This is a genomic window from Streptomyces sp. NPDC050085, from assembly GCF_044460595.1.
GTDB lineage: Bacteria > Actinomycetota > Actinomycetes > Streptomycetales > Streptomycetaceae > Streptomyces.
In genome coordinates this window covers 316,767-335,433 of sequence record NZ_JBITJZ010000008.1, presented here as the reverse complement: position 1 = coordinate 335,433, position 18,667 = coordinate 316,767, and the positions used below count along the sequence as shown (strand labels likewise).

Sequence of the window (18,667 nt, the reverse complement as noted above, 5' to 3'; positions counted from 1 at the left end):
GAAGGTGCTCACGCGTCGTCGCCCTCACGCATGGGGATGCGCACGCCGCGCTCCGCCGCGACCTCGATCGCGTGCTCGTAGCCCGCGTCGACGTGCCGGATGACGCCCATCGCCGGGTCGTTGGTGAGGACCCGCTCGATCTTCTGCGCGGCGAGGTCGGTGCCGTCGGCGACGCAGACCTGGCCGGCGTGGATGGAGCGGCCCATGCCGACGCCGCCGCCGTGGTGCAGGGAGACCCAGGAGGCACCGGACGAGGTGTTGACCAGGGCGTTCAGGAGCGGCCAGTCGGCGATCGCGTCCGAGCCGTCCTTCATGGCCTCGGTCTCGCGGTACGGGGAGGCCACCGAGCCGGAGTCGAGGTGGTCGCGGCCGATCGCGACGGGGGCGGACAGCTCGCCGGACGCGACCATCTCGTTGAACTTGAGCCCCGCCAGGTGGCGTTCGCCGTAGCCGAGCCAGCAGATGCGCGCCGGGAGGCCCTCGAAGGAGATGCGCTCGGCGGCCATGTCGAGCCAGCGGTGCAGGTGCTTGTTGTCCGGGAAGAGTTCCTTGATCGCCTTGTCCGTCTTGGCGATGTCCTCCGGGTCGCCGGACAGGGCGGCCCAGCGGAACGGGCCGAGGCCCTCCTCGAAGAGGGGACGGATGTGCGCCGGGACGAAGCCCGGGAAGTCGAAGGCCCGGTCGCAACCGGCCTTCCTCGCCTCGTCGCGGATCGAGTTGCCGTAGTCGAAGACCTCGGCGCCCTTGTCGAGGAAGCCGATCATGGCCTCGACGTGCAGGCGCATCGAGTGCCTGGCCTTGTCGGTGAAGCCGGCCGGGTCCGCCTCGCGCTCCTTGTCCCAGTCCTCGACGGAGATGCCGACGGGCAGGTAGGCGAGCGGGTCGTGGGCGGAGGTCTGGTCCGTGACGATGTCGATCGGGGCGTCGCGGCGCAGCAGCTCGGGGAAGACCTCGGCCGCGTTGCCGACGACGCCGATGGACAGGCCGCGGCGCTCGTCACGGGCCTGGACCGCGAGCTCCAGGGCGTGGTCGAGGTTGTCGGCCTTGACGTCGAGGTAGCGGGTGCCGATGCGGCGGTCGATGCGGGTCTCGTCGACGTCGACGCAGATCGCGACGCCCTCGTTCATGGTGATGGCCAGCGGCTGGGCGCCGCCCATGCCGCCGACGCCCGCGGTGAGCGTGATCGTGCCCGCCAGCGTGCCGTTGAACTTCTTCCGCGCGACCGCGCCGAACGTCTCGTACGTTCCCTGGACGATGCCCTGCGAGCCGATGTAGATCCACGAACCGGCCGTCATCTGGCCGTACATCATGAGGCCCTCGGCCTCCAGCTTGCGGAAGTGCTCCCAGGTGGCCCAGTCGCCGACCAGGTTGGAGTTGGCGAGGAGCACGCGCGGCGCCCACTCGCTGGTGCGCAGCACGCCGACCGGCTTGCCGGACTGGACGAGGAGGGTCTCGTCCGCCTTCAGCGTCTTCAGCGTGCGGACGATCGCGTCGAACGCCTCCCAGGACCGGACCGCCTTGCCCGTACCGCCGTAGACGACGAGCTTGTCGGGGTGCTCCGCGACCTCGGCGTCGAGGTTGTTCATGAGCATCCGCAGGGCGCCCTCCTGCTGCCACCCCAGGGTGTTGAGCTCGGTGCCGCGCGGGGCTCGTACGGGGCGGGGTCCTGACATCGGCGTGCCTCCAGCTCACTTGACCTTGGTTATTCACATCCTGGCTCGCTGAATAGACCTAGTCAATACATTCCGCGGAGACCGCCCTGATGGTTGTCTGGCCCCCATGGCATCCATGGACGCTCCCACGGTCCCCCTGCAGGGGATTCCCGCCCGCCGCGACCAGGCCGTACGCGCCGCCGTCGAACAGGGCCTGATCGGCCCGGCGGCCCCGGTCGCCGGGCTCCTCGACGTCACCGGCATCCGGGCCTCGGCCGCCGCGCTGCACGCCGCCTTCGACGCCGTCACCGCCCCCGGCACCGAGGTGCTGCACGCCTTCGCGGTGAAGGCGAACCCGCTCGTGCCCGTGCTGCGGCTGCTCAACGACGCGGGCATCGGCGCCGAGGTCGCGAGCCCGGGCGAGCTGGCCCTGGCCCGCGCCGCGGGCGTGCCGCCCACCCGGACCGTGCTCGACTCCCCCGCGAAGACCACCGCTGAACTGCGCGAGGCCCTCGCCCTCGGCATCGCCGTGAACGCCGACAACCCGCAGGAACTGGCCCGCCTCGACGCGCTCGTCGCCTCGGCCCCCACCCGGTCGCCGCTCGGCGTGCGCGTGAACACCCAGGTCGGCTCCGGGTCGATCGGCGCCACCGCGACCGCGACCCCGACGTCCAAGTTCGGGGTGCCGCTGCGCGACGCGGGGTCCCGGGAGTGGATCGTGCGCGCCTTCCTCGACCGGCCGTGGCTGACCCGCCTGCACACGCACTCCGGGTCGCAGGGCGTGCCCCTCGAACTGCTCGCCGAGGGCGTGCGCGCCGCGTACGAACTCGCCGAGGAGATCAACGAGTTGGCGGGCCGACGGCAGATCGACACCCTCGACATCGGCGGCGGCCTCAGCGTCAACTTCACCTCCGACGAAGAGACGCCCACCTACGCCACGTACGCGAAGGTGCTCGCCGAGGCGGTGCCGGGGCTCTTCGACGGGCGCTACGGGATCGTCACCGAGTTCGGGCGCTCGCTCCTCGCCAAGCACGGCACCCTGCTCGGGCTCGTCGAGTACGCGAAGGAGACCGGCGGGCGGCCGATCGCCGTGACGCACGCGGGAGTTCAGGTCGCGACGCGGACCGTGTACGCGCCCGCGTCCTGGCCGCTGCGCATCGCCGCGTACGACGCGAAGGGGCGCCCCAAGACCGGGCCCGACGTCGTCCAGGACGTGGCCGGGCCCGCCTGCTTCTCCGGCGACCTGCTCGCCGAGGGGCACGCGCTGCCGCTGCTCGAAGCGGGCGACTACGCGGCCGCCCTGGACACCGGCGCGTACTACTTCGGGCAGCACTACTCGTACAACTCGCTGGTCCGGCCCGGGGTCCACGGCTTCACGGCGACGGCGGACGGCGTGCGGTTCGCGACCGTGCGGGCACCGCAGTCCGTCGAGGAGATCGTCGCCGAGTCGGGCGGCGGCCTGCGCGGGGCCCTGCTCGACCTCTGAGGCACACGGCGCCAACAGGCCTCAACAGGCCTCAACGGGCGCTGTTTCCGGCTGGGTTGGCGGATTCTAGCCGTCTGCTGAATGTTCCACCGGAAAATGCCAGAACGCTCACCAGGTCGCCGTACGGTGCGTAGCGTCGTGATCACAGAAGCGACTCAGGTGGGGGGTTTTCAGGCGTGCCCGGAATCGACGAGTGCCTGCTCGAGGTCATGCAGCTGCCGGGGGCGCGCGGCGCCTGGGTGGTCGACTGGACCAGCGGGCTCGCCCTCGGCACGGTCGGGGACTCGCCCAACGGGGACCACGAGGCGACCGCCGCCGAGGCCGCCGAGCTCGCCCGACTGGCCGCCGAGCACCGGGCGTTCGCCCCCGCCGACGGCAGCGACTGGTCGCCGGGCTCGGCCGGCGAGAAGGCGCCGCCCGTCGAGGACGTCATCGTCACCAACCGGGACGGCTACCACCTGCTGCGCTTCGTGCGCACCAGCTTCGACAGCAGCGTCTTCCTGCACCTGTGGCTCGACCGCGACGAGGGCAACCTGGCGATGGCCCGGCTGCGCCTCGCCGACGTCGCGGACCGGCTGGTCCTCGGATGAGCGCGATAGCGGCCTCGCTGTCGCCGATGCTGGGCCGGCTCGCCGCCGAGCGGGCCACCGGCGCACTGATCCGCGAGCACGGCACCCTCTACCTGGAGGACGGCCGCATCGTGCACGCCGAGTCGCCAGCGACCCCCGGCATGGACGTGCTGCTCACGGCGGGCGGCGCCGTGCGGGCCGAGGGCTGGTGGGAGGCCGTCGACCGGGCCGGGGCGCGGCGCGGCGTCGGGCGCTATCTCGTCGAGCAGGGCGGCCTGAGCGACGGCGCGCTCGAACTGTGCCATCTGGGCGCGGTGTTCGACGCCGCGTACTTCACGCTGGCGCCCAGCAGCGGGCCGACCCGCTTCCGGTACGGGGTCGCGCACTGGTTCGGTGCGGTGCGCCCGGTGCCGGTCGCCGCCGTCGAGCGGGAGACGCTGCGCCGCCGCGACCTGCTGCAGCGGATCTGGCCCGAGCCGGACACCGACTCGGCGCCGCTCGCCCGGGTACCGGACCAGGACCTGCCGGTGCCGCCGCGCCGACGCCGCGTCCTCGACCTGGTCGACGGGGTGCGCACCGCCTCGCAGATCGCGCTCGCGCTGGGCCGCCCCGCCTTCCACACCCTGGTCGATCTGCGGCGGCTCGCCGCGGGCGGCCTGGTCACCACCGCTCCCCCGGCGCCCGCCGCGACCACACCCGTGCCCGCCTGGGTCGCGCACGCCGCCGACAGCGGCACGGCGGACCCGGACGTGGCGCTGCTGCGCCGGCTGCGCGCCGCCCTGGAGTCCCTGTGAAGCGACTGCGACGTATCGGCAAGGCCGGTTCAGACACGCCCGAAAGGAGACCGCCGATGGCCGACGAGGCCCAAGTACTCGGCGAACTGCAGAGGTTGAGAGTCCGGGTGCCCCAGGTCACCGGCGCGCTCGCGGCCAGCGTCGACGGGCTCGTGCTCGCGCAGGACACCCCCGGCGTCGAACCGGAGGGCGTCGCCGCGCTGACCGCCGCCGCGCTCGGCGTGGCCCTGCGCCTCGCGGACGCCACCGGGCAGGGCGGCTTCCGGGAGCTCCTGGTGCGCGGCACGGAGGGCTACGTCGCCACGTACGCGGCCGGGGACACCGCCGTCCTCACCCTGCTCGCCGAGGACCGGGTCAACGTCGGCCGGCTCCATCTGGAGGGCCGCCGCGCGGGAGCCCGCATCGGCGAACTGGTCGGTGCGGACCCGGACCCGACGCCGGAGCCCGTGGTCCGCACCCGCGGCCGGGCCCGCGCCCGCACCACCCCCGAGACCACCGAGAAGACGACCGGCAAGACGACCGGCAAGACGACCGGCAGCGGCCTCCCGGTCCGCGCCCCGACCACCGATGTGCAGGCCGGAACGGCCCATTGACGCAACGACCCCGACCACCTCAACGACCGCCACAGCGACAGGCACAGCGACAGCGACGCAGGAAAGGATCCATCACCATGGCCAACACCGAGACCGCACTCAAGGACGCCATCGCCTCCATCGAGGGCGCGACCGCCGCCGCCCTCGTCGACTACACCAGCGGCATGGCCCTCGGCACGATCGGCGGCTCCAAGAGCTTCGACCTGGAGGTCGCGGCCGCGGGCAACACCGACGTCGTCCGCGCCAAGCTGCGCACCATGGAACACCTCGGCCTGAAGGACGAGATCGAGGACATCCTCATCACGCTCGGCACCCAGTACCACCTGATCAGGCTGCTCAAGGGGCGCGGCGGCAACGGTCTGTTCCTGTACCTCGTGCTCGACTCCTCGCGCGCCAACCTGGCGATGGCCCGCCACCAGTTGAAGAAGATCGAGACCGAACTGGACGTCTGAGCAAGGCAGTTGGGCCCCGCCGCACCGCCGTCAGCGACGCCGCGCCCCACCGGGTGCGGCGTCGCCCGCGGCCGCGCCCGTGGCGCGGTAGGCCTTCACCTGTCGGCCGGCGGGGGCGCCCGCCCGGGCGCCCAGCCAGTCGACACGCAGCCACAGCAGCGCGTCCTCCTGCCGCTCGCGCCGCCCCAGCCAGGCGGCCTTCAGCCACAGGCCCACGCCCGCCCCGGCCAGCACCATGCCGCCGGCCGCGGGCACCGCGAAGGCGCTCCCGAGCGCGGCAAGGAACGCGAGGGCGAGCCACCACCGGTGCCCGCGCCGCCAGTTGCGCACGGTGACCTGCCGGTCCTGGAGCACGTCGAACCTGCCCGCACGGGACGCCCCGCGGGCCAGTACCGCGTAGCGCTTGCGCCTGCCGTACGCCACCACGGCCGCGGTCACCAGGAACAGCGCGGCCCCGGCGAGCACGCCGATGCGGCGCCCGGTGAATCCGCCGGGCAGCAGCCCGATCCCGGCCGCGGCCACGCCGAGCCACCACATCGGGGCGGCCCCGGCCCGCACCACCACCGCTGTCCTGGCCAGCCCCTGCGCTCCGCGCGTCACCCGGTCCTCCTCCTGCGCCCGTGTCCTTTCGGGGCCGGAGGTTAGCGACGGTTTCTGAGGGTGGGGTGAGAGCTACGTGAGAGCCCAGCTGCCCAGCATCCGCAGCCGCTCCTCGGTGGTCGAGCCCGGTTCGGGCGTGTAGACCACGAGCGCCTGGTCGGGCTCGCCGGAGACGGTCAACGTCTCGTACGGCAGGGCGAGTTCACCGACGAGCGGGTGCAGCAGACGCTTGGCCCCGTGCGTCTTCTCCTTGACCTGGTGGTCCGCCCACAGCCGCCGGAAGTCCTCGCTGGCCAGCGACAACGCGCCTACCAGCGTGGCCAGTCGGGGGTCCTTGGGGTGGCGGCCCGCGTCCAGGCGCAGATACGCGACGGTCTCGGCGGCGACGGCGGGCCACTCGGGGTAGAGGTCGCGGGCCGCCGGGTTCAGGAACACCTGGCGCGGCATGTTGCGGTCCTTCTCCGTCATGGCGGAGAAGCCGACGAGCGCGTCGCCGAGCGCGTTCCAGGCCAGGACGTCCATGCGGCGGCCGAGCACGAACGCGGGCGCCTTCTCGATGGTGGCGAGCAGCAGCTTCAGGCCCGGGCGGACCCGCTGCCCCGCGGGGCGGGCGGCGGTCTTGCGGCGGGTCTCGGCGGGGCGGGCCACCGAGCGCAGGTACTCCTGCTCGGTGTCGTCCAGGCGCAGCACGCGCGCGACGGCGTCGAGCACGGCGTCCGAGACCGAGGTGCCGCGGCCCTGTTCCAGGCGGATGTAGTAGTCGACGCTGACCCCGGCCAGCTGCGCGACCTCCTCGCGCCGCAGGCCCGGCACCCGGCGCCGTCCGTGGCCCGGCAGGCCGACCTCGTCGGGCTGGATGCGGGAGCGCCGCGAGCGCAGGAAGTCGCCTATCGCGCTGGTGTCAGGGGCCTTGTCCATGCCTCGATCCTAGGCAGCGGACGCTCTTCCATCCTGGTACTGGCGGACCCAGGAAAAGCGCTGCCCTGGGTAAGCCGCACCGGCCGTCGCAGGCTGATGCCATGACTCAGACGACGTACAGCACGCAGTACAGCACCCTCTCCGGCCGCACCGCCCTCGTCACCGGCGCCGCCAGCGGCATGGGCGAGGCCACGGCCCGCCTCCTCGCCGCGAACGGGGCCGAGGTCGCCCTGCTCGCCCGCCGCGCCGACCGGCTCACCGAGCTGGCGGAGAAGATCGAGGCGGACGGCGGGCGGGCCCTCGCCCTGCCCACGGACATCACGGACCAGGCCTCCGTCGACGCGGCCGCCGAGCGCGTGCACGCCACGTACGGGCGGGTCGATCTCGTGGTCAACTCGGCGGGCGTGATGCTGCCGAACCCGATCGCGGACGGCCGCGCCGACGAATGGCAGCGCATGCTCGACACGAACGTGGCGGGCGCGCTGCGCGTCATCCGCGCGTTCACGCCGGACCTGATCGCGACGGCGGAGGCGGGCGGCACCGCGGACCTGGTGAACATCTCCTCGATCGGCGCGCACGTCGCGTTCCCGAACTACGCGGTGTACGGCGCGACGAAGGCCGCGCTGACGTACCTGTCGCAGTCGCTGCGCACCGAGCTGGGCCCGCGCGACGTCCGCGTCACGAACGTCGAGCCGGGCCTGACCGAGTCCGAACTGGCCTCGCACGTCGACAACCCGGAGCTCTCGGGCCAGTTGGACGGCATGTTCGAGGCGCTCATCGGGCTGTCGTCCGACGACATCGCGGACCTCATCGCGTACACGACGAGCCGCCCCCGGCACGTCAACCTGCGCCAGGCGATCGTGCTGCCGACGCGGCAGGCGTGAGGCTCAGTCGTCCCACTCGTCCTTGGGGGTTGCGCCGCGCCGCCGCAGGCCCTGCGGCCACCAGCCGGAGTGCATCACGTTGACCCCGAAGATCCCGCCCCATGCGATCAGCAGGCCGGGCAGTCCGGCGTTGACCACGGCGATCGCGGACAGCGGGATCGCGAGGACGAGGGTGACGACGGCGAAGCCGAAGCGTTCGCCCCAGCCGTCGCCGGAGCCCGGGGCCCGGCCGGGCCGGTTGCCGCGGGCCACCACCATCTGGTGTTCGGCGAGCTGCCTGCGCACGCGTCGGTCCACGACGGAGTCCAGGCGCTGCTCGACCTTTTCGAGGAACGAGTCGACGAGCGCGGGCTCGTACTCCTCGCCCAGTTCCTTGCGGGCGTGCAAGGTGGCGTCGAGCTCTTTCCTGAGTTCGGCGTCTCGCGCCTGGTCACGGTCGTGGGCGCGGGCTTCCATACCGGTCATACCGCAGTACGTTACGGAGCCGGGGCACCGGACACAGTGGGGCTAGCCCCCGTCTTCGCGGTGGTCCACACCCCCGCCGAAGCGGCACGTGACCGTCGGAGCACCTCAGTCCAGCAAGGTCACCACACCGGAGTCCAGGTCGAACCGCCCGGCGACGATCCGCGCCGCCCGCCCGATGTCCGGGTCCGCGCGCAGCGCATCCCGCACGGCAACGGCGTTGCCCCGCATGGTGAGTTCGGCCCAGTCCCCCGGCAGGTCCCGGCAGGCTCGCGCGGCAGGGGCGATGGCGTCGACGAGCCGCCGGAGGTGCCCCGGCGCGGGCTCCCCCGTCCGTACGTGGTCGAGCGCGGCCGCGACGGCCCCGCACCGCTCGTGCCCCAGCACCAGGACCAGTGGGACGTGCAGTTCCTCGACCCCGTACTGGACGGACCCGAGCACGGCCTCGTCGAGGACCTCACCGGCGGTCCTTATGCACAGCAGGTCCCCGAGCCCCTGGTCGAAGACCAGCTCGGGCGGCACGCGCGAGTCGATGCAGCCGACGACGACGGCGAACGGATGCTGCGCGGCGGCCAGCACGTGCCGCACACCGCGCCCCTCGTGCGGATGGCGCGAACGCCCGGCGGCGTAGCGGCGGTTGCCGTCGAGCAGCGCGTCGAGGGAGTCCTGGGCGGTTCGGGTACGAGAGGGCGGGGCGGCGAGGGCCGGCGTCGGCGCGAAGGCGAGGGCGGCGGTCGTGGCCGTCAGGAAGGTCCTGCGGTTCGGCACGCCTTCACCGTACGCACGCATCCCACTACGGAACGTGCCTGTTGGGCAATGCTTGATCGTTCCGTCATCGGATCATGGCCGACGCGATACCAACGCCCTCTCGCCCACCTCGCACCACAGCAGCTTGCCGCCGCGCCCGAAGAGGTCGTCCCCGAGCGGATAGCCTCCCCACGCGTACGCGCCGAGTCCCGGGACCTGATCGCCCCCGGCCTCAGTGACCCGCGTCGACCGTCCCGCGCTCCGGGTCGACCCCGAGGACGGTCTCCTGCGGGATGTGTGAGGTGTCCCGGCGGGCCAGGATCCAGTACAGGGCGGCCGGGACGGCGAGGCCCACGATCCAGGAGATGTCCGCGCCGCCGAGTGGGTCGACGAGCGGGCCCGTGTAGAAGTGCGTGGCCAGGAACGGGAGTTGGGCCACCAGGCCGATCCCGTAGACCACGAGCGCGTCCCAACGCCAGGCGCCATAGCGGCCGTTGGGGTCCGACAGGGCCGGGATGTCGTAGCGCTCGCGCGAGATCAGGTAGTAGTCGACGAGGTTGATCGCCGACCAGGGCGTGAAGAACGTCAGCAGGAACAGCAGGAAGTCCTTGAAGGACGACAGGAAGCTGTCCTTGCCCGCCAGTGCCACCGCCGTGCCCGCGACCATGATGACCGCGATGTAGAGCGCCCGGCCGCGCTGCGACAGGGCGCGCTGCCCGCGGAAACCGCTGACGCCGGTCACCATCGACATGAAGCCGCCGTACGTGTTGAGGACGTTGATGGTGAGCTTGCCGAGGGCGATGACGAAGTAGAAGAAGGAAGCGACCAGGCCTGCGCCGCCGAGCGAGACGACGTACCCGACCTGGTTGTCGAGGAACGCGCCGCCCGACGAGGCCGCGACGAGCACACCGAACGTCATCGACCACTGCGAGCCGACCGCCGATCCCGACAGCGTCCACCAGAACGTGGCCCTGGAACTCGTGTCGCGCGGCAGATAGCGCGAGTAGTCCGCGACGTACGGGCCGAACGCGAGCTGCCACGACGCCGAGAGGGAGACGGCCAGCAGGAACATCGGCAGCGAGAAGTGCGCGTCGGAGAGAAGGTCACCGAGGTCGACGCGGTCGAGGAGCCGCACGCCCAGGTAGACGAAGGACAGTGCGCAGATCACGCTCGCGACCCGGCCGAGCACGTGGATCACGCGGTAGCCGACCGCCGCCATCACGGCGGTGACGACGGCGAATAGGACGATGCCGGTCGTGTCGTTCGTGTGCGTCAGCTCGGCCGTGGCCTGCCCGGCGAGCACACTGCCGCTCGCGAAGAAGCCGACGTACATGAGGATGACGAGGAGGAGGGGAACGGCGGCGCCCTTCACCCCGAACTGGGCCCGGGACTGGATCATTTGGGGCAGTCCGAGCTTCGGCCCCTGCGCCGAGTGCAGCGCCATGACGGCGCCGCCGAGCACGTTGCCGAGCACGAGCCCGATCAGCGACCAGACCACGTCGCCGCCGAAGACGACGGCGAGGGCGCCGGTGACGACGGCGGTGATCTGGAGGTTGGCGCCGAGCCAGAGCGTGAACTGGTTGAAGGCGCGCCCGTGCCGCTCGCTGTCCGGGACGACGTCGATGGAGTGCTTCTCCACTACTGCTGCCATGCGCTGGCCTCCCTACTTCTTGCTGAGCCCGTGCTGCTTCGCGTAGTCGTTCGCGACGTCCTCGGGGTCCTTCTTGTCCTTGTCGACGAGCCGGTTGAGCTCGGTCAGCTGTTCCGTCGTCAGTACGTTGCCCAGGCGGGCCAGCGCCTTGCGGACGGTGGAGTCGGCCTTGCGGTCGGCGATCAGCGGGACGATGTGCTGGCCGGGGACGAGGTTCTTGGGGTCGGTGAGCACGACCCAGTCGTTGGCGGCGATGTCGGTGTCGGTGGTGAAGAGGTTCGCCACGTCGACGTCGCCCTTCTTCAGGGCGCCCTTCACCAACGGGCCTGAGGAGTCGAGAGACTTGAACTCTTTGAACTCGATCCCGTACACGTCCTTGAGGCCGACGGCGCCCACCTGCCTCTTCTTGACCTCGGGCGCGGCGCCGATGACGAGCTTGCCGTTGTGCTTGGCCAGGTCCGCGAGGGACGTGAGGTGGTACTTCTCGGCGGTCTCGCGGGTCACGGCGAACGCGTCGGAGTCCTCGGCCATCCCGTACGGGAGGATCTGCAGGCCCGCGGGCAGCGCCATGGCGAGCGCGTTCTGCATCGCGCCCTCCTCGGTGGCGGTGGCCTTGGTGTCGAGGTAGTGCAGCAGGGCGCCCTGGTACTCGGGCAGCAGGTCGATGTCGCCGCCCTTGAGTGCGGGGATGAGGATCTCGCGGGTGCCGAGGTTGGGCCGGACGTTCGTCTTCACCCCGGCGGCTTCGAGGACGGCCGCGTAGAGGTAGCCGAGGACCTGGTTCTCGGTGAAGTTGGCGGTGCCGATGGTGACGCCGCCCTTGCTGGAGCCGCCGCCCGAGCCGCCGGAGCCGTCCCCGTTGAGGGAGGTGATGCCGCTGGAGCAGGCGGCGAGGGCGGGGACGGAGGCCGCGGCGAACAGTCCGCCGATGACGGCACGTCGGTTGAGGTTGCTCATCTTGCTTGCTCCTAGGCGGACTTGAGAGCGGCGGGACCGGTGGGCCGGTTTCGGAAGAGGAGGCGCTGCAGGCCCGACAGGGCCAGGTCGAGCACGACGGCGACGAGGGCGACGAGGACGGCGCCGCCGAGCACCTGCACGAGGTCCCGCTGGGCGAGCCCGTCGAAGACGTAGCGGCCGAGACCGCCGAAGGAGACGTACGCGGCGATGGTGGCGGTCGCGACGACCTGGATGAGGGCGAGGCGCAGACCCGTCATGATCAGCGGCAGGGCGAGCGGCAACTCGACCTGGAACAGCACCTGGTGGGCCCGCATCCCCTGGCCGCGGGCGGCGTCCTTCACCTCCGGGTCGACGGCGGTCATGCCCGCGTACGTGTTCGTCACGATGGACGGCACGGCGAGCGCGACGAGGGCGATGTAGACGGGCCACATCGACAGGCCGCTGGCGAGGAAGACGAGGACGACGAGTCCGACGGTGGGCAGCGCCCGCCCGAAGGACGACAGGTTGATCGCGACGAACGCGCCGCGCCCGGTGTGCCCGATCAACAGGCCGACGGGCAGGGCGATCGCGGCGGCGACGAGCGTGGCGATCAGTGAGTACTGCAGGTGCTCGGCGAGCCGGTGCGCGATGCCGTCGGGCCCCGCCCACTGGTCACCGCTGACCAGCCACGAGCCCAGATCCTTGAAGAGTTCGAACATGGCGGGTCAGGCCTTCCGGGTGCGGGTGCGGGTCCATGGCGTGAGCAGCCGCTGGACGCCTACGAGCACCGCGTCCGCGACGAGCGCGAGCAGCAGCGTGAGGACGACGCCCGCGATGACCGGGGTCGGGAAGTTGCGCTGGAACCCGTCGGTGAAGAGCTGGCCGAGCCCGCCGTCACCGATGTACGTCGCCACGGACACGAGGGAGATGGACATGACGGTCGCGATGCGTACGCCCGCCATGATCACGGGCAGCGCGAGCGGCAGTTCGACGGTGAGCAGGGTGCGCAGCGGCCGCGTGCCCATGGCCTTGGCGGCTTCCTTCGTCTTGTGCGGTACGGAGTCGAGGCCCTCGACGGTGTTCCGCAGCAGGACGACGAGGGTGTAGATCGTCAGGCCGGTGACGGTGGTGGTGCGGGTGAGCCCGGAGACCGGGAGCAGCAGCACGAAGACGGCGATGGACGGGATGGTGAACAGGACGTTCGACACCCCGAGCAGGAATCCGCGCAGGGGCCGCACCCGGTGGGCGAGCACGGCGAGCGGCAGGGATATGAGGAGGCCGAACAGGACGGCGGTCAGGGCGGCTTGGAGGTGGTTGACGGTGAGGTCGGCGAGGTCGGACCTGTGCGATCCGATCCAGTCCCAGTCGATGCTCACGCGGCGTCCTCTCCGGCCGGTCCGGCCAGGGCGAGCGAGTGCGCGGCGCCGGCCCGCTCGTGGATGTCGTCCCGGGAGGACACCCCGGTCAGCACGCCCTCGGCGTCGACCCGGACCACGAGGCCGGTGGGCGAGGCGATCGACTCGTTCAGCGCGGACAGGAGCGAATCCGTGTCCCGGAGCGGCCGGACCGGGGCCTCGACGCCGGCGTCGCCGTCGCGCCAGGCCACGGGCCTGCGCGCATCGTCCAGGACCAACTCCCAGGCGGAGCCGGCGGGCGCGGGTCCCTGCTCCACGCCGGCCAGGGTCGACAGGGACAGCAGCTTCAGGCCCCGCTCGGCCCCGAGGAAGTCGGCCACGAAGTCGTCGGCGGGGCGCGCGAGCAGCTCGGCCGGGGCGGCGCACTGCACCAGGTGACCGCCCGTACGGAACACGGCTATCCGGTCGCCGAGCCGCACCGCTTCGTCGATGTCGTGCGTGACGAAGACGATGGTCTTGTTCAACTCCTTCTGCAGACGCAGCAGTTCGTCCTGCAACTGCGTACGCACCACGGGGTCGACCGCGCCGAACGGCTCGTCCATGAGCAGCACCGGCGGATCCGCGGCGAGCGCCCGCGCGACGCCGACGCGCTGCTGCTGCCCGCCGGAGAGCTGGTGCGGGTAACGCCTGCCCATCTCGGGGGCGAGCCCGACGCGCTCGAGCAGGTCACCGGCGGCGGACCTGGCCTTCTTCCTGCCCCAGCCGAGCAGCAGCGGCACGGTGGCGATGTTGTCGAGGACGGTGCGGTGCGGGAAGAGCCCGGCCTGCTGGATGACGTAGCCGATGGAGCGGCGCAGTTCGGCCGCGTCCTGGTCGAGGACGTCGCGGCCGCCGACGCGGATGGTGCCCGACGTCGGGTCGACCATCCGGTTGATCATGCGCAGGCTCGTCGTCTTGCCGCAGCCGGAGGACCCGACGAAGACGGTCACGCCTCCTTCGGGCATGTCGAGGTTCAGGTCGTGGACCGCCGTCGTGCCGTTCGGGAATCGCTTGTGGACCGCTTCGAACTGGATCATGGAGCGCCTCTGAAGTCCTCTTGCCCGGCCTGCATATCGTCATGCAGAGTTCTTGGTGCGTGAATAACTTGTCAATCCCCCCGCGTAAATCACCGGTAAATCCCCACGTGGCGACCGGCATGTGAGACGCGGCGGTCATACAGAGCGTTTGAGGAGGAACAGCGCGTGAAGCCCACGACGCCCGTGCCGCCCCCCGTGGTGGTGCTCGACGGCCACGGCCTGCCCGTCGCCGACGTGGTCCGCCTCGCCGACGCGAGCGCCCGCCCCGTGCCCGGCACGGACGCCATGAAGCGCGTCGAGGAGTCGTGGAACGCGGCGCGCGAGATCGCCGCGTGGGGCCGCGTCTACGGCCGCTCGACCGGCGTCGGCGCCAACCGCTCCGAGGACGTGCCCACCGAGGCCGCCGCCGACCACGGCCTGCGCCTGCTGCGCAGCCACGCGGGTGCGATCGGCGCCGAGCTGCCCGAACGCGAGGTGTGGGCGATGCTCGCGGTCCGCGCCAACCAGCTGCTCGCGGGCGGCGCGGGCCTGCGCCCCACCGTCGTCACGGCCCTGTGCGAAGCGCTCGACAACGGCGCGCACCCGGCGGTCAACGAGCACGGCTCCGTCGGCACCGGCGACATCGCACCGCTCGCCCAGATGGGCCTGGCGCTCGCGGGCGAACACCCCTGGCGCGGCAAGGGCACCCCGCCGGAGCCCCAACCCCTCGACAACAACGACGCGTTGGCGCTGATCTCCTCCAACGCCCTCACCCTCGGCCAGTCCGCGCTCGCCCTCCACGAACTCCGCACGCTCCTGACGGCCACTCAACTGGTGGCGGCGCTGAGCCTTCTGTCGGTCGACGGCTCCTACGAGGCCTACGCGCTCCCGGTCCACGAGGCCCGTCGCCACAAGGGCTCGTACGAGGTGGCGGCCCGCATGCGCGAGGTCCTCGGCGCCCCCGACCGCCCCACGCCGCCGCTCGGCCGCATCCAGGACCCGTACGGCTTCCGCTGCGTGCCGCAGATCCACGGCCCGGCGCAGGACGCGGCGGACGCCCTGGAGGACGTCCTCACCGTCGAGATCAACGCGGCGGCGGAGAACCCGCTCATCTCCCCCGCGGACCTGGCGGCGTACCACCACGGCGGTTTCTACATGGCCCAACTCGCCCTCGCCCTGGACCACTTCCGCCTCTCCGTCACCCAGGTCGCCCGCCTGTCCACGTCCCGCCTCTCGACGCTGAACGAACCGGCGTACACGCGCCTGCGCCCGTTCCTCGCGGACGGCGAACCGGCGTCGTCGGGCGTGATGATCCTGGAGTACGCGGCGGGCGCGGCCCTCGGCGACCTCCGCGCCTTCTCGGCCCCCGCGTCCCTCGGCCACGCGGTCCTCTCCCGAGGCGTCGAGGAACAGGCCAGCTTCGCCTCCCTGGCGGCCCGCCAGACCCTGCGCGCGTGCGCGGCGTACCGCCAGGTCGTGGGCTGCGAACTCGTCGCTGCGGTACGGGCGTTGCGGCTGCGGGACTACCGACCCGACGCGTCGCTGCCGGTGGGCCGCGCGTTCGAACTGGCCGACGCCACGCTGGAGCCGGACGTGACGGATCGGCCGTTGACGGGGGATGTGGAGCGGGCCGCGGAACTCCTGGGGCACTTTGTGGAGTGACCAACTACCCTGGTTTCCCTGAGCGTTGGGGGGTCCAGTGGCTTGGGAGAAGTCTCCGGAGTCGCCTGCTGCGGGGCGGGGCGTCGAGCGGGCGCGGCGCGCCGTGTCCGCGTATCGGTGGCGGGGCATCGCGTCCGCGGTGGGCGGCCTGATGTTCGTAGCGCCCGGTTGCGCGAGTGCCTACCCGCCCATGATCACGCCAGGCGTCCCGCTCCTCGTGGGCGGGCTGCTCGCGGCGCGCAACGCCCGCCGGATGCACCGGGCACTGCACGCCCACCCCTGGGTCCGCTGCCTGACCGAGGTGCACGGCCGCGAGGTCACCCTGCGCGACCCCACCACGGACGCCCTCGTCCATCTCAAGTGTGCGCTGGTCAATCCGGTCCGGCCCAAGCGCAACGGCCCGCTGTGGTGGTCCGGCACTGCCGAGCACGGCGGCGTCCTGTGCAGCATGGGCGGCGCCGATCTCACCTGGGTCACTCCCGCCAGACGAGACCGCGCCTAAAGCTTCCCGAACGTCACCGCGCGCCACGTCCACCCCGCCGCGAGCACCGCGTCCCGCAGCGGGCCGGTGAGTTCGGCCGAGTCGAAGCTGAAGGTCTCCTCCAGGCGGCGCCCGCCGTTCTCGTCCCGCCCGAACGTCCACTGCTTGCTGACCGTGCGCCCCTGCCCCCGCCCGTACTCGCGCGAGCGGGCGAACCGGGGCGTCCCGTCGACCCAGCTGACCTCCCACTGCTCCTGGAGGGCCCGCACCTCGCGCTCCTCAGGGACGAGCCGCATCCGGATCCGGACAGTGCGGTCCAGGTGCCGGTCCAGGAAGAACCCCCGCCAGGCGGGCTCCCGCACCCGCCACTCGGCGACGAACTCCGCCTTCTCGTCGGGCGCGGCCCTGCGCACGGCCCAGGGCGCGTCACCCCCGCCCTGCGCGAGCAGCGCGTCCCGCACCTCCTGGGCGGGGCGCGGCGCGACCCCGTCGGCGGGACGCTTCGTACCGGTCAGCTTGTCCAGAAACCCCATCCCGGCAACGTAGCAACCCAAACCCTGGCGCCCCACCCCCTGGCTGAATAGCATCATGCACAGCCACCGCCCACTGAATGGACGGCTGGGGACGGACGGGGAGACATGAGCGAGCAGACGGACACCACGCGCAGCGGCGCGGGCGGGCACAGCCCCGCCGCCCGCCTCCAGCACCTCTTCGAGAGGCACCGCCTCACGCCCACCCAGCGGCGCATCGCGCACTGCATGGTGCGCCGCGCCGCCGACGTGCCGTTCCTGTCGTCCGTCGAACTGGCCGAGCTCGCCGGTGTCAGCCAGCCCTCCGTGACCCGGTTCGCGGTCGCCCTCGGCTTCGACGGCTACCCGGCGCTGCGCAAGCACCTGCGCGAGGTCGCCCCCGCCGAACCCACCGCGGCCACCAAGGCCAACGAGTACCAGCAGGCGGTGGAGGCCGAGATCGCGAACCTCCGTCACCTGGCAGACCTCCTCGCCGACCCGTCCCCGGTGGAGCGCGCGGGTCAACTCCTCGCCGCCTCCCGCCCGTTGCCGGTCCTCGGCCTGCGCGCCGCGGCCTCCCAGGCGTACGGGTTCTCGTACTTCGCGGCGAAGGTCCACCCCGACGTGCGCCTCCTCGACGAGGGCGGCACGATGCTCGCCGACCGGATCGACGCGGCCGTCCGGGCCGGCGCCACGACCCTGCTGTGCTTCGCGCTCCCCCGCCACCCGCGCGAGGTCGTCGACGCCCTCGCCCACGCCAAGTCGGCCGGCCTGACGGTGGTCACGGTCGCCGACTCGGCCTTCGCCCCGGTCGCCAGGCACTCGGACCTGCTGCTGCCCGCGGCCGTCGGCACGGGCCTCGCCTTCGACACGGCGTGCGCGCCGATGCTGCTCGGGCGGGTGCTCCTGGAGGCGATGTGCGACGGCCTGCCGCAGGCGCAGGCGAGGCTGGAGGAGTTCGACGTACGGGCGGCCGAGCGCGGCCTCTTCGTGGAGTAGCCGAGGTCAACTCCCGTACGGGAAAAGGGTGTTGCGCGGGGACCGCCGCACCCCCTGTTACGGGGGGCGGGACGACGGCGGTCCCCGCGAGGGACGTGGAACCGGGTCAGGGCCGGGTGCCACGTCCAGGGCGTCCATGGAGGTCCGGGAGCCGCTCCGGTTGTCCTTGACGCCGCTACGGTGCCGGCCGGTCCGGGGAGCCGCTCCCGTCCCTGCCGACATCCACTACTGTGCCGGGCCCGTGTTAAGCGGGTGCTGCGCGGACGTGACGCGCTCGTACCGTTTTCCCGAACGCCCATCAGGCCCGCCACCGGCCCTTCCCCCGGCTCCCGGCGGCCGACGCCACGTCAAGAACCGTTGACGGCACACCTCTTGGCCTAAGATCCAGAAGTGTCTTTGACCAAGACACTCGGCCAAGTCGTCGACCACGACCTTGGCCACGACCTTCGACCAAGAACACCTGGAAAAGGGGGACTTCGCATGAGCAAGCTCAGGAAGAGTCTGACGCTGGCGGCCGTGGCCGGTGCACTGCTGGGCGGCACGTCCGTCACGCCGGCCGCGGCGGCTGATCCGAAAACGTGCCCGCACGGGTACGCATGTGGCTGGACAGGCGCCAACAGGACCGGAACCCGGCACGTCAACTCCCTGACGCCCGGCTGCTACCCGCTCGAGAGGGTCAACCGGTCCGTCTCGAACCAGACGCCCTACCGCGTGGAACTGTGGCACGTCACCACCGGCTGCAACGCCGGCACCAAGCTGGCCACGCTGAACCCGGGCCACTACGCGGACAACCCCGGCGCCGTCACGGGAATCGCCGTCTACAAGATCTAGTACCGCGTCACGAAGAAGCACGCGCGACCCC

General features: G+C 72.1%; 21 protein-coding genes. 10 read left to right on the top strand and 11 right to left on the bottom strand.

Going from position 1 to position 18,667, the window contains the following annotated elements:
• Positions 1–8: 8 nt before the first annotated feature.
• On the bottom strand, positions 9–1,673 hold the full coding sequence (gene hutU / locus ACIBUY_RS29150) for a urocanate hydratase (RefSeq protein WP_399154208.1): 1,665 nt from the start codon (positions 1,671–1,673) through the stop codon (positions 9–11).
• 115 nt (positions 1,674–1,788) lie between these two features.
• On the opposite strand from hutU, the gene ACIBUY_RS29145 reads away from it, so the two are divergent.
• From ACIBUY_RS29145 to ACIBUY_RS29125, 5 genes are all read left to right on the top strand, one after another.
• Positions 1,789–3,138 (top strand): diaminopimelate decarboxylase, encoded by a 1,350-nt coding sequence (locus ACIBUY_RS29145; protein WP_365566368.1) that lies wholly within the window; start codon positions 1,789–1,791, stop codon positions 3,136–3,138.
• Between the two features lie 176 nt (positions 3,139–3,314).
• Positions 3,315–3,728, top strand: a complete 414-nt coding sequence (locus ACIBUY_RS29140; RefSeq protein WP_365566366.1) for a hypothetical protein — start codon at positions 3,315–3,317, stop codon at positions 3,726–3,728.
• Complete coding sequence (locus tag ACIBUY_RS29135) at positions 3,725–4,501, top strand: DUF4388 domain-containing protein (protein ID WP_365566364.1); 777 nt, start codon at positions 3,725–3,727, stop codon at positions 4,499–4,501. The genes ACIBUY_RS29140 and ACIBUY_RS29135 overlap by 4 nt, the downstream gene beginning before the upstream one ends.
• A 56-nt stretch (positions 4,502–4,557) precedes the next feature.
• Complete coding sequence (locus ACIBUY_RS29130) at positions 4,558–5,094, top strand: roadblock/LC7 domain-containing protein (RefSeq protein ID WP_365566362.1); 537 nt, start codon at positions 4,558–4,560, stop codon at positions 5,092–5,094.
• 77 nt (positions 5,095–5,171) lie between these two features.
• The gene (locus ACIBUY_RS29125; protein ID WP_399154207.1) at positions 5,172–5,546 is read left to right on the top strand and encodes a hypothetical protein; all 375 of its coding nucleotides are present in this window, start codon (positions 5,172–5,174) and stop codon (positions 5,544–5,546) included.
• Positions 5,547–5,576: 30 nt separating this feature from the next.
• Here ACIBUY_RS29125 and ACIBUY_RS29120 read toward each other — a convergent pair whose 3' ends face one another.
• Together ACIBUY_RS29120 and ACIBUY_RS29115 are read right to left on the bottom strand one after the other, a co-directional pair.
• Entirely contained in the window at positions 5,577–6,146 is a 570-nt protein-coding gene (locus ACIBUY_RS29120) for a hypothetical protein (protein ID WP_365566358.1), read from the bottom strand.
• A gap of 72 nt (positions 6,147–6,218) precedes the next feature.
• Positions 6,219–7,064 carry a helix-turn-helix transcriptional regulator gene (locus ACIBUY_RS29115; protein ID WP_399154206.1) on the bottom strand — a complete coding sequence of 282 codons (846 nt, stop codon included), beginning with the start codon at positions 7,062–7,064 and terminating at the stop codon, positions 6,219–6,221.
• 101 nt (positions 7,065–7,165) lie between these two features.
• Here ACIBUY_RS29115 and ACIBUY_RS29110 point away from each other — a divergent pair, with 101 nt between their 5' ends.
• Entirely contained in the window at positions 7,166–7,948 is a 783-nt protein-coding gene (locus ACIBUY_RS29110) for an SDR family oxidoreductase (protein WP_365566354.1), read from the top strand.
• A gap of 3 nt (positions 7,949–7,951) precedes the next feature.
• Here the strand turns inward: ACIBUY_RS29110 and ACIBUY_RS29105 are convergent, their stop codons facing one another.
• The 7 genes from ACIBUY_RS29105 to ACIBUY_RS29075 all read right to left on the bottom strand — a co-directional run bounded on the left by ACIBUY_RS29105 (position 7,952) and on the right by ACIBUY_RS29075 (position 14,175).
• Positions 7,952–8,413 (bottom strand): hypothetical protein, encoded by a 462-nt coding sequence (locus tag ACIBUY_RS29105; protein ID WP_399154205.1) that lies wholly within the window; start codon positions 8,411–8,413, stop codon positions 7,952–7,954.
• Positions 8,414–8,518: 105 nt separating this feature from the next.
• Positions 8,519–9,178 (bottom strand): carbonic anhydrase, encoded by a 660-nt coding sequence (locus tag ACIBUY_RS29100; protein WP_365566350.1) that lies wholly within the window; start codon positions 9,176–9,178, stop codon positions 8,519–8,521.
• A gap of 211 nt (positions 9,179–9,389) precedes the next feature.
• Positions 9,390–10,808, bottom strand: coding sequence for a purine-cytosine permease family protein (locus tag ACIBUY_RS29095; protein ID WP_399154204.1), 1,419 nt, complete (start codon positions 10,806–10,808; stop codon positions 9,390–9,392).
• Positions 10,809–10,820: 12 nt separating this feature from the next.
• Positions 10,821–11,765, bottom strand: coding sequence for an ABC transporter substrate-binding protein (locus ACIBUY_RS29090; RefSeq protein ID WP_365566346.1), 945 nt, complete (start codon positions 11,763–11,765; stop codon positions 10,821–10,823).
• An 11-nt stretch (positions 11,766–11,776) separates the two neighbouring features.
• Positions 11,777–12,463: an ABC transporter permease gene (locus tag ACIBUY_RS29085; protein WP_365566344.1), complete on the bottom strand. Its 687-nt coding sequence runs from the start codon at positions 12,461–12,463 to the stop codon at positions 11,777–11,779.
• 6 nt (positions 12,464–12,469) lie between these two features.
• Positions 12,470–13,120: an ABC transporter permease gene (locus ACIBUY_RS29080; RefSeq protein ID WP_365566342.1), complete on the bottom strand. Its 651-nt coding sequence runs from the start codon at positions 13,118–13,120 to the stop codon at positions 12,470–12,472.
• The gene (locus tag ACIBUY_RS29075; RefSeq protein WP_399154203.1) at positions 13,117–14,175 is read right to left on the bottom strand and encodes an ABC transporter ATP-binding protein; all 1,059 of its coding nucleotides are present in this window, start codon (positions 14,173–14,175) and stop codon (positions 13,117–13,119) included. Before ACIBUY_RS29075 ends, ACIBUY_RS29080 begins: the two co-directional genes overlap by 4 nt.
• Positions 14,176–14,340: 165 nt before the next feature.
• On the opposite strand from ACIBUY_RS29075, the gene ACIBUY_RS29070 reads away from it, so the two are divergent.
• Both ACIBUY_RS29070 and ACIBUY_RS29065 read left to right on the top strand, forming a co-directional pair.
• A complete protein-coding gene (locus tag ACIBUY_RS29070) occupies positions 14,341–15,816 on the top strand; it encodes an aromatic amino acid ammonia-lyase (RefSeq protein ID WP_399154202.1) in 1,476 nt (491 codons plus the stop codon).
• Between the two features lie 37 nt (positions 15,817–15,853).
• The gene (locus ACIBUY_RS29065) at positions 15,854–16,318 is read left to right on the top strand and encodes a hypothetical protein (RefSeq protein WP_399154201.1); all 465 of its coding nucleotides are present in this window, start codon (positions 15,854–15,856) and stop codon (positions 16,316–16,318) included.
• Here the strand turns inward: ACIBUY_RS29065 and ACIBUY_RS29060 are convergent.
• On the bottom strand, positions 16,315–16,830 hold the full coding sequence (locus ACIBUY_RS29060) for a hypothetical protein (protein ID WP_399154200.1): 516 nt from the start codon (positions 16,828–16,830) through the stop codon (positions 16,315–16,317). The two genes, ACIBUY_RS29065 and ACIBUY_RS29060, sit on opposite strands and share 4 nt — an antisense overlap.
• Positions 16,831–16,935: 105 nt before the next feature.
• Between ACIBUY_RS29060 and ACIBUY_RS29055 the strand changes: the two genes are divergently transcribed.
• Complete coding sequence (locus ACIBUY_RS29055) at positions 16,936–17,805, top strand: MurR/RpiR family transcriptional regulator (protein ID WP_399154199.1); 870 nt, start codon at positions 16,936–16,938, stop codon at positions 17,803–17,805.
• A 480-nt stretch (positions 17,806–18,285) separates the two neighbouring features.
• Positions 18,286–18,636 carry a peptidase inhibitor family I36 protein gene (locus tag ACIBUY_RS29050; protein WP_365566330.1) on the top strand — a complete coding sequence of 117 codons (351 nt, stop codon included), beginning with the start codon at positions 18,286–18,288 and terminating at the stop codon, positions 18,634–18,636.
• The last annotated feature ends 31 nt before the right edge of the window (positions 18,637–18,667 follow it).

Bases quoted from the DNA above. Each gene is read 5' to 3' on its own strand.
- hutU (WP_399154208.1), bottom strand. From the start codon at position 1,673: ATGTCAGGACCCCGCCCCGTACGAGCCCCGCGCGGCACCGAGCTCAAC.
- ACIBUY_RS29145 (WP_365566368.1), top strand. From the start codon at position 1,789: ATGGACGCTCCCACGGTCCCCCTGCAGGGGATTCCCGCCCGCCGCGAC.
- ACIBUY_RS29135 (WP_365566364.1), top strand. From the start codon at position 3,725: ATGAGCGCGATAGCGGCCTCGCTGTCGCCGATGCTGGGCCGGCTCGCC.
- ACIBUY_RS29130 (WP_365566362.1), top strand. From the start codon at position 4,558: ATGGCCGACGAGGCCCAAGTACTCGGCGAACTGCAGAGGTTGAGAGTC.
- ACIBUY_RS29125 (WP_399154207.1), top strand. From the start codon at position 5,172: ATGGCCAACACCGAGACCGCACTCAAGGACGCCATCGCCTCCATCGAG.
- ACIBUY_RS29115 (WP_399154206.1), bottom strand. From the start codon at position 7,064: ATGGACAAGGCCCCTGACACCAGCGCGATAGGCGACTTCCTGCGCTCG.
- ACIBUY_RS29110 (WP_365566354.1), top strand. From the start codon at position 7,166: ATGACTCAGACGACGTACAGCACGCAGTACAGCACCCTCTCCGGCCGC.
- ACIBUY_RS29105 (WP_399154205.1), bottom strand. From the start codon at position 8,413: ATGACCGGTATGGAAGCCCGCGCCCACGACCGTGACCAGGCGCGAGAC.
- ACIBUY_RS29095 (WP_399154204.1), bottom strand. From the start codon at position 10,808: ATGGCAGCAGTAGTGGAGAAGCACTCCATCGACGTCGTCCCGGACAGC.
- ACIBUY_RS29090 (WP_365566346.1), bottom strand. From the start codon at position 11,765: ATGAGCAACCTCAACCGACGTGCCGTCATCGGCGGACTGTTCGCCGCG.
- ACIBUY_RS29085 (WP_365566344.1), bottom strand. From the start codon at position 12,463: ATGTTCGAACTCTTCAAGGATCTGGGCTCGTGGCTGGTCAGCGGTGAC.
- ACIBUY_RS29075 (WP_399154203.1), bottom strand. From the start codon at position 14,175: ATGATCCAGTTCGAAGCGGTCCACAAGCGATTCCCGAACGGCACGACG.
- ACIBUY_RS29060 (WP_399154200.1), bottom strand. From the start codon at position 16,830: ATGGGGTTTCTGGACAAGCTGACCGGTACGAAGCGTCCCGCCGACGGG.
- ACIBUY_RS29055 (WP_399154199.1), top strand. From the start codon at position 16,936: ATGAGCGAGCAGACGGACACCACGCGCAGCGGCGCGGGCGGGCACAGC.
- ACIBUY_RS29050 (WP_365566330.1), top strand. From the start codon at position 18,286: ATGAGCAAGCTCAGGAAGAGTCTGACGCTGGCGGCCGTGGCCGGTGCA.